Source organism: Paraburkholderia sp. BR14312 (assembly GCF_040948675.1).
GTDB lineage: Bacteria > Pseudomonadota > Gammaproteobacteria > Burkholderiales > Burkholderiaceae > Paraburkholderia > Paraburkholderia nodosa_A.
On the sequence record NZ_JBFPKI010000081.1, the window covers coordinates 1 to 423 of the forward strand.

1 protein-coding gene is annotated in these 423 nt (G+C 57.2%); it reads left to right on the plus strand.

Annotation, left to right across the window (positions count from 1 at the left end; all coding sequences use genetic code 11):
* Positions 1–423, plus strand: a 423-nt coding sequence (locus AB3X98_RS42095) for a methyl-accepting chemotaxis protein (protein WP_368607225.1), incomplete at both ends; no start/stop codon positions are given.

Consider the following 423-nt stretch of genomic DNA (forward strand, 5'->3'; position numbering starts at 1 on the left):
TGGTCCGTGCGATTGGAAAGATGAACAGCAGCTCGATGCAGATTTCGGAAATTACGGCTGTTATAGAAGGGATTGCCTTCCAGACCAATATTCTTGCGCTGAATGCTGCAGTGGAGGCGGCGCGCGCCGGTGAACAAGGTCGGGGCTTCGCCGTCGTTGCGAGTGCAGTGCGCGGCCTTGCACAGCGTTCGGCTGCAGCCGCGAAGGAAATAAAGGAGTTGATCGATTCATCGGTCCAAGCGATTGACCACGCGGCGAAGCAGGCAAGCGCGGTCGGTGTGACGATGGATGATGTTAAGCAGGCGATCAAGCAGGTCTCAGGCATCGTCGGTGAAATCGCTATCGCGTCGGAGCAGCAAAGCCGAGGCATCGAGCAGGTGAATCAGGCGGTCCTGCAGATGGACGAGGTTACCCAGCAAAATG